Source organism: Microbacterium sp. CPCC 204701, assembly GCF_004010105.1.
Taxonomy (GTDB): domain Bacteria; phylum Actinomycetota; class Actinomycetes; order Actinomycetales; family Microbacteriaceae; genus Microbacterium.
The window spans coordinates 1-7,021 of the sequence record NZ_RRYE01000151.1; the positions used below are offsets into that span (position 1 = coordinate 1).

Annotated in this window: 9 protein-coding genes, 1 tRNA gene and 1 pseudogene; 5 read left to right on the forward strand and 6 right to left on the reverse strand. The window is 70.5% G+C overall.

What is annotated here, in order from left to right; translation table 11 throughout:
• A pseudogene (locus EIO58_RS18790) lies at window positions 1-309 on the forward strand (hypothetical protein); the annotation flags it as partial.
• Between the two features lie 427 nt (window positions 310-736).
• On the opposite strand, the gene EIO58_RS10215 reads toward EIO58_RS18790, so the two are convergent.
• The 3 genes from EIO58_RS10215 to EIO58_RS10225 all read right to left on the reverse strand — a co-directional run bounded on the left by EIO58_RS10215 (window position 737) and on the right by EIO58_RS10225 (window position 1,954).
• A tRNA-Arg gene (locus tag EIO58_RS10215) sits at window positions 737-809 on the reverse strand.
• Window positions 810-848: 39 nt separating this feature from the next.
• Entirely contained in the window at window positions 849-1,280 is a 432-nt protein-coding gene (locus EIO58_RS10220) for an MmcQ/YjbR family DNA-binding protein (RefSeq protein WP_205789215.1), read from the reverse strand.
• A 32-nt stretch (window positions 1,281-1,312) separates the two neighbouring features.
• Complete coding sequence (locus EIO58_RS10225; RefSeq protein ID WP_127819450.1) at window positions 1,313-1,954, reverse strand: asparagine synthase; 642 nt, start codon at window positions 1,952-1,954, stop codon at window positions 1,313-1,315.
• A 104-nt stretch (window positions 1,955-2,058) separates the two neighbouring features.
• On the opposite strand from EIO58_RS10225, the gene EIO58_RS10230 reads away from it, so the two are divergent.
• The 4 genes from EIO58_RS10230 to EIO58_RS10245 all read left to right on the forward strand — a co-directional run bounded on the left by EIO58_RS10230 (window position 2,059) and on the right by EIO58_RS10245 (window position 4,345).
• Window positions 2,059-2,907, forward strand: a complete 849-nt coding sequence (locus tag EIO58_RS10230) for an SDR family NAD(P)-dependent oxidoreductase (protein WP_240658715.1) — start codon at window positions 2,059-2,061, stop codon at window positions 2,905-2,907.
• 126 nt (window positions 2,908-3,033) lie between these two features.
• The gene (locus tag EIO58_RS10235) at window positions 3,034-3,234 is read left to right on the forward strand and encodes a hypothetical protein (RefSeq protein WP_127819451.1); all 201 of its coding nucleotides are present in this window, start codon (window positions 3,034-3,036) and stop codon (window positions 3,232-3,234) included.
• Window positions 3,235-3,378: 144 nt separating this feature from the next.
• Entirely contained in the window at window positions 3,379-3,801 is a 423-nt protein-coding gene (locus tag EIO58_RS10240; protein WP_127819452.1) for a DUF4383 domain-containing protein, read from the forward strand.
• A 19-nt stretch (window positions 3,802-3,820) separates the two neighbouring features.
• Window positions 3,821-4,345, forward strand: a complete 525-nt coding sequence (locus EIO58_RS10245; RefSeq protein WP_127819453.1) for a hypothetical protein — start codon at window positions 3,821-3,823, stop codon at window positions 4,343-4,345.
• 27 nt (window positions 4,346-4,372) lie between these two features.
• Here EIO58_RS10245 and EIO58_RS10250 read toward each other — a convergent pair whose 3' ends face one another.
• From EIO58_RS10250 to EIO58_RS10260, 3 genes are all read right to left on the reverse strand, one after another.
• Window positions 4,373-5,260 (reverse strand): RNA polymerase sigma-70 factor, encoded by an 888-nt coding sequence (locus EIO58_RS10250; protein ID WP_127819454.1) that lies wholly within the window; start codon window positions 5,258-5,260, stop codon window positions 4,373-4,375.
• Window positions 5,257-5,847: a carboxymuconolactone decarboxylase family protein gene (locus tag EIO58_RS10255; RefSeq protein WP_127819455.1), complete on the reverse strand. Its 591-nt coding sequence runs from the start codon at window positions 5,845-5,847 to the stop codon at window positions 5,257-5,259. Before EIO58_RS10255 ends, EIO58_RS10250 begins: the two co-directional genes overlap by 4 nt.
• Before the next feature lie 75 nt (window positions 5,848-5,922).
• The gene (locus EIO58_RS10260; protein WP_127819456.1) at window positions 5,923-6,867 is read right to left on the reverse strand and encodes an aldose 1-epimerase family protein; all 945 of its coding nucleotides are present in this window, start codon (window positions 6,865-6,867) and stop codon (window positions 5,923-5,925) included.
• Between the last annotated feature and the right edge of the window lie 154 nt (window positions 6,868-7,021).

Consider the following 7,021-nt stretch of genomic DNA (forward strand, 5'->3'; position numbering starts at 1 on the left):
GCGGGACTCATCGGACCCGGGGGAACGCTCGTGATCCTCGGCGTCACGGCTCCGACGACACCGCTGGAGGGTCTCTTCACAGCAGATCTCGTCCTCGGGCAGAAACGGGTACTCGGCTGCTACCTCGGCAGCAGCATCCCCCGTCGCGACATCCCCCGAATGGTCGCGCTGTGGCAGAAGGGCGAGTTCGATCTCGAGTCCATGGTCACCGGGCGGCGTCCGCTCGCCGAGATCGATCAGGCCTTCGCCGATCTCAGAGACGGGGTCGGCCTTCGTACGGCGGTGAAGTTGGTCGCGCAGGGCGCATGAACCATACGGGCCTGTCCGCAAGAAGAACGCGTGGCTGGCTGCCGATCTCGGCGCAGTCGAGGCGGGCAGCCCATGGATCCTTCTCTTCCACGACCAGCCGGCTCGTCAGTCCTCGACCACGCGCCCTGGCCCCCGGTGGAGACGTTCTCGGGGCATTGGCACACGTCTCGGGTCGTGCAGGTGGGCTCGACCACGCACGGCCGCCCGGCCGATGGCTGATGTCCTTTCCGTGCCCGCCGTCGTCGCGGTCGACCACGCGACAGCGCTGCGTGAAGAAACTTCGGCGCCTCGCCCAGGAGCTGGATCGAGGCGCCACACCGCTCGACCGTGGCTCGCTGTGACGCCATGTGGCGGCGGGGCCGTGGCCGGAAAAACGAAAGCCCGCGGGAATCCGCGGGCTTTCGAGGTTCACTGTCTCAACACAGTGCGCGCCCGAAGGGACTCGAACCCCTAACCTTCTGATCCGTAGTCAGATGCTCTATCCATTGAGCTACGGGCGCGTGCTGCTCGCTCGCGCGCACAACGTCGTCAAGAATACCTCACACCTGGCCCGGGCGCGAATCGACCGCGGGGCTGGCCCCGCCGTCATCGAGCGCGCGCAGCTGGCGCTGCAGGGCCACCCGGCGGTAGGAGGTGTCGAGCAGCTCGGGGAGCAGTTCCCAGTCGCCGGAGTCGGCCTCGACCCGCAACGCGAGCCAGCCGTACGCACCCTCGTACGGCGGCACGAAGACGTCGGTGCGCTCGAGGAGGGCCGGGCGCTCGAGGTCGTCCGGGATGAACTCGACCGCGCCGGCCTCGTCGTGCGCCGCGCCGACGATGGCGAACTGACGCTTTCCGGCGCGGAAGGTGCATCGGCCGTGCGAGATCACCTCGGCCACTTCGGGGGAGGGCGCGCAGATCGCGCGCACCCGCACCGCGAGCGCATGGTCGGGCGGGAAGCGCATCACGTGCCCCGAGGAGTCGGTGTCCACGCCGCGAGCGTAGTGCCGGCCGTCGCCGGGTGTCAGGAGTCGAGCTCGCTCAGGTCGACGCCCGACTCGCGGCGACCCTGGGCCTCGACCGCGACATCGGGCTCGGCATCCGTCGGATCACCGGCGTGATCATCGGCGCCCCGGCGGCGATGCGAGGCGAGACGAGGGAGGTCGACAAGGCGGATCGACTGCATGCGCGCCGCGCGCATGCGGTCGTAGTCGGGGTCGAGCTCCGGGCGCATGCCCTCGACGCGCAGACGGCGCTGGAGGTTCGCCTCGACGTCACCCCACGCGGCATCGCGCGACTGCTCCACGAGAGTGCGCACGACGTGCGGGTCGTCGGCCATGCGGCGCAGCTCCTTGGCGACGCCGACGTACTGCTTGTGTCGCTTGCGGAGGTTGCGGGTGTCGCGGTCGCGGTAGTCGTGGGTGCCGTCGGGATCGCTGAACTTGCCCCACGCCTTCTTGCGCTGGCGCTTGGCGAGTTCGGCCGCCGCCTCCTGCTCCTCGGCGAGTGAGATCAGAGTCTCGCGCGCGAACGGGCCGAAGCCCGCGACGTCGAACGGCTCGTCGTTCGCGATCGTGCCGACGAGGATGCGGTTGCGGATGGTCAACCGCGCGGCGGCGGACGCGATGGACACACCCTCGGCGATCGCCTCTGCGGTCTTGCCCATCGCACCTCCCTCGAAAAGGCTAGCGTCCCGGGAGCGCCGCCGAGTCGGCGAGAATCGTAGGCGCGGCCGGCGCGAGGGCGGGCGCGGCGACGAGAGGCGGACTCATGGGCAGGATGCGGCGTCTGGACGTCCGCGACAGGACCACCGTCATCACCGGCGCGGCGGCCGGCATGGGCGCCGAGGTGGCGAAGCAGCTCGCCGGCCGAGGCGCACGGATCGCCCTCGTGGACCGCAATGCGGAGGGTCTCGCGGCGGTCGCGGCAGTGCTCGAGGGCACCGGCCACACGACGCACGTCGTCGACCTCACCGACGACGACGCGGTGGCGGCCCTCGTGACCGAGGTCGAGGCATCCCACCCTCGCATCCACGCCCTGATCACGTGCGCCGGATCGTCGATGCTGGGTGACATCGACCAGCTCACGCTGGAAGAGATGCGATGGCTGATGGACGTGAACCTCTGGGGCACCGTCAACATCACGAAGGCGCTGCTGCCCGCACTCCGCCGCGAGCCGGCCGCGCACATCACCCACCTCGTGTCGATCTACGGGCTCGCCGCTCCGGCGGGGCGCATCCCGTACGCGATGAGCAAGTTCGCGGTGCGCGGATTCACCGAGGCGCTGCGGCACGAGCTCGAGCGCTCCACGGTCACGGTGGGCGCGATCTACCCTGCGGGCGTCAAGACCGGCATCATCCTCCACGGCCGCTACGCCGCGGCCATCGACCCCGCCGTCGCGAAGCGCGCCGCTGCCGCGCAGGCCGCGATGTACCACACCGAGCCGACGGATGCCGCGGCCTGCATCGTCGACGCGACGGTCCGGCGCCGAGCCCGCACGATGGTCGGCCGCGAGTCGCGGCTCGTCGACGTGCTCGTGCGACTCGCGCCGACTCGATACTGGTCGGCGATGCGGCGTCCTCTTCGACGCGCGATCGACACGACGACTCCGATCGGCTGACGCGCGCCATTCTCGCCGAGCTCACCTCATCGCGTCTAGCAAGCGGATCCACGCGGCGCAAGCCCCGTGCCGCGACCGCGCGTTTTCCGTAGCGTCACCCTCACGGCCCACACCGGAGGAGACCGCATGGGATTCATGGACGACGCGAAAGAGACGGCCGATGCCGTCGGCGAGAAGGTCAAGGACACGTGGGAAGACACCACCGACCGCATCGGCGACAAGGTCGATGAGATGAAGGCGGAAGCCGACGTCAAGAAGGCCGAAGCCGAACGCGACTCGGTCGAGGCGCGCAACGCCCTCAAGGAAGACCTGCGGGACGACACATGAGCCCGCATCTCACGGCCTGAGCACCGCCGCGACCGCGAAGGGCTCCGTTGCGTCGGGGCCCTTCGTCATCCGGCGGCCCGCAGAAGACGTGTCGAAGCGACACATGCACGCGGCACCCGCCGCAGACAGAACAGGAGAACTCATATGAGCTCGTCACCCAACCGCCTCGTCGCAGTCATCTTCGGCGCGGTGTACCTCCTCATCGGCGCACTCGGCTTCCTGGTCACCGCCGGCGTGGACTTCGCCGCCACCGACGGTGGCCTGCTGCTGGGCATCTTCGAGGTGAACCCGCTGCACAACATCGTGCACCTGCTGATCGGCGCGGCACTGCTGATCGGAGGCCTGAAGTCGGTGAAAGCCGCGAAGACGGTGAACATCGTGGTCGGCGCCGTGTACCTGCTGGTCGGCATCGTCGGGTTCTTCATCGAGGGATCGGCGCTCAACATCCTCGCGCTGAACACGGTCGACCACTTCCTGCACCTGGTCACCGCCCTCGTGCTGCTCGGTGTCGGACTGGGCGCCGAGCGCGACGAGCGCGCCACCACGCGCGACACGCGCACCGTGTGACCACCTGCCGAACATCGTGATGCCCGCCCGTGCGCTCGCCGCCACCTCCACCCCTGTCGGTGCGGTGGCGGCGTGGGGTGCGGGGCTCGTGCAGATCGCATTGGGCGCCGGAGTGCTGACGGGCGACGGGGCCGCCCGGGGGGCCGGCTTCGCGCTCGTCGCCCTCGGCGGCGGCGCGCTCGCATGGGGCGTCTCGTCGCTGGCACGCGGATACTCCGTCATGCCACGGGTGGGCATCGCCGGGTCGCTGGGCGGGATCGGTGTGGCAGTGGTCGCACTGTGGATCGATCCGGCCAAGATCAGCGCGGTGGCCGTGGCTGCGGCATCCTTCCTGCTCGTCGTGGCGGCACTCGCGTGCGGCGTGCGTCTGCGCACGCGCGAGACGGCGACGGATGCCGCGCCCCTGCGCCTCTCGGCGCTCTTCGCGGCGGCGGTCGTCGTCGCGGCTATCGCGACGCCCGCACTCGGCACGACGGAGGTTGCGCGGCACGCGCCGGACCACGGAAACCATCGGATCACCGAGCCGCGACATCACGGGCCGTGATCCGCTGCGGCGTCGCCCGCGGACGAGTCAGCGGCTGAGGGGCATCTCGGCGTCGAGGTGCTCGAGCTTGTCGGGGTTGGCGATCGAGTAGATGCGACTCACCTTGCCGTTCTCCACAGTGACGGTCACGGCGCCGGCGATCCGGCCGTCGACCTCCACGCGCAGTCCGGGCTGCCCGTTGACGAGCATCGGCGACAACGACATGCGCCCGGCGTACTTCGCCACGCCGTGCATGAGGTACTTCGCGAGCCTCTCCGCGCCCATGACCGGCCGGCGTGCGGCTCCGCGCACGCGGCCGCCGCCGTCCGCGACCGAGACGACGTCCGGCGCGAGCACGTCCATGAGCGCCTGGAGGTCGCCGGTGTTCACGGCGTGCGCGAGCTTCTGCACGACCTCCTGGTGCTCCGACCTCGCCACCCGCACGCGCGGATGTCGGGCGGCGACATGATCTCGCGCCCGATGCGCGATCTGCCGCACCGAGGCGGGCGACTTGTCGACCGCCTCTGCGATCTCGTCGTAGGGCATGTCGAAGACCTCGCGCAGCACGAACACCGCGCGCTCGGTCGGCGCGAGCGTCTCGAGCACGGTCAGCATCGCGATCGAGACGTTCTCGGCGAGCTCGACGTCGTCGGACACATCGGGGCTGGTGAGCAGCGGCTCGGGCAGCCACTCCCCCACGTAGTCCTCGCGACGGCGCGACACCGACCGGAGATGGTTGAGGGCCTGTCGCGTGACGATGCGCACCAGGTAGGCCCGCGCGTCGCGCACCGTGTCACGGTTCACCGCATCCCACCGCAGCCACGACTCCTGCAGGACGTCCTCGGCGTCGGCCGCCGACCCGAGCATCTCGTACGCGACGGTGAACAGCAGGCCGCGGTGCTCGATGAAGGGGTCGGCGCTCGCGGGAGAGCTCATGCCGCCGAGCCTACGGGGGTGCCGGGGGCGAGAGGAGGCAGGCCGCACGCCGCGGCGTACTCCTCGGAGTGGATGCCGAGCGCGATGTTCATTCGCGACGCGGTGTTCATGATCGCGACGCGCGCCGTCAGCTCGACCAGCGCCGGAGCGCCGAGTTCGACGAGCAGCTCCGCCGACATCTCGTCGGTCACGGCGGGAGGCGTCTGGCTCATCGCGTCGGCGTAGGCCATGACGCGTCGCTCGAGCGGCGTGAACACCGTCGAGTCAGGCCAGCGCGGCACCTCGCGGACCTTCGCCTCGTCGAGCCCGCGCCGGTGAGCCATGAAGTAGTTGAGGTCGAGGCACGCGTTGCAGCCCACCGCTGCGGCGGTCGCCATGTGAGCGAGCACGCCCAGGCCCTTGTCGAGCTCGTGCCACTTCTCGGCCTTGCGATTGATCCCCATGAGCGCTGTGAACGCGGCGGGGTGGTTCCACAGCACGCCCGCCGACTCCGGCACGTCGCCCAGCATCTTGCGCATCGCGAGCTTCAGCACGCCGCCGTAGAGGCCGGTGATCTCGGTCGCGGGCACGCGGGTGCCTTCGGTCATGTCTCCTCCAAGGGTGATTCCTTGCAGATGAGACACCGCCCGGCCGCGCGGTGTGACACGCGCGGCCGGATCGGATCAGGCGATCGCCGCGATGCGCCAGGACGCGGTGGCGGATGCCTCGGGCTCGATCACGATGAGACCCGCGTCGTACGCGTAGCGCGAGGCGTTGAACGCGTCGGGTGCGCACGTCATCGGCTCGACCGCGAGTCCCAGCCGGCTCTGCACGGGCTCGGGCTTGTCGGCGGTGTGGACCTGCACCCACGGGCATGCGGAGTCCCACGACATCGACACGCCCGTGCCATCGGCGGTCGTCACTCGCACGGTGGCGATGCCGTCGCCGCCCCGGATGAGTCCCGTGTACGCGTGGTCGATCTCGGCCGCGCCGATCCGGCGGGCGTCGCGGAAGTCGAACCGCTCGGGGTCATCGGCGTCGACCGCGACCACGTCGGTCGGGATGAGGCGGTCGGGGGTCACGGCGAGCACCTGCTCGGCCGGGAGCTCGAGGATCCAGTCGTCGACGCGACCCTCGCCCGCCATGAGATAAGGGTGCGGAGCGGTACCCCACGGAGCCGCCTCGGTGCTCTCGTTGCGCGCCGTCACGGTCTGCGTAAGGCCCTCGGGACCGAGTTCGAAGCGGGTGATGACGATGATCCGCCATGGGTAGGCGGTCTGCGGCTGGACGACTGCCGCAAGCGTGACGTGGTCGGGTCCCTTGTCGATCGCCTCGAAGTCGAGCCACGTCGCGAGGCCGTGCAGGGCGTGGGAACGTGCCGGTTCGGTGAGAGCCAGCTGGAACTCGCGACCGCCGAACGAGTACGTGCCGTCGACGACGCGGTTCGGCCACGGCGCGAGCGTCGCGCCGCGGTGCGCCGGGCGCACCTCGTCGGCGTCGAACGGCACGACGAGGTCGCGGCCGCGATGCGTCAGCGAGCGCAGCGTCGCTCCGACGCTCGCGATGACCGCCTCGTAGTCTCCGGCGCGGAGCGCGTGCTGGGTGCCGGATGCGGGGGTTCGAGCCATGGATGGGGTCCTCTGGAGATCGGGTGAAGTACGCCGCAGACCAGGCTATCGGGAACGCTTCCGGGCCGGCACGACGACGGCTGGGGCGGGTGGTGCGGGTTCCGCGATGGGAACCCGCACCACCCGCCGCCGGGCGGCTACTGGCAGGTGGCCG

Coding starts and splice junctions, on each gene's coding strand:
- EIO58_RS10255 (WP_127819455.1), bottom strand. CDS start 5,847: ATGACCGAAGGCACCCGCGTGCCCGCGACCGAGATCACCGGCCTCTAC.
- EIO58_RS10235 (WP_127819451.1), top strand. CDS start 3,034: ATGGGATTCATGGACGACGCGAAAGAGACGGCCGATGCCGTCGGCGAG.
- EIO58_RS10260 (WP_127819456.1), bottom strand. CDS start 6,867: ATGGCTCGAACCCCCGCATCCGGCACCCAGCACGCGCTCCGCGCCGGA.
- EIO58_RS10240 (WP_127819452.1), top strand. CDS start 3,379: ATGAGCTCGTCACCCAACCGCCTCGTCGCAGTCATCTTCGGCGCGGTG.
- EIO58_RS10245 (WP_127819453.1), top strand. CDS start 3,821: ATGCCCGCCCGTGCGCTCGCCGCCACCTCCACCCCTGTCGGTGCGGTG.
- EIO58_RS10230 (WP_240658715.1), top strand. CDS start 2,059: ATGGGCAGGATGCGGCGTCTGGACGTCCGCGACAGGACCACCGTCATC.
- EIO58_RS10225 (WP_127819450.1), bottom strand. CDS start 1,954: ATGGGCAAGACCGCAGAGGCGATCGCCGAGGGTGTGTCCATCGCGTCC.
- EIO58_RS10250 (WP_127819454.1), bottom strand. CDS start 5,260: ATGAGCTCTCCCGCGAGCGCCGACCCCTTCATCGAGCACCGCGGCCTG.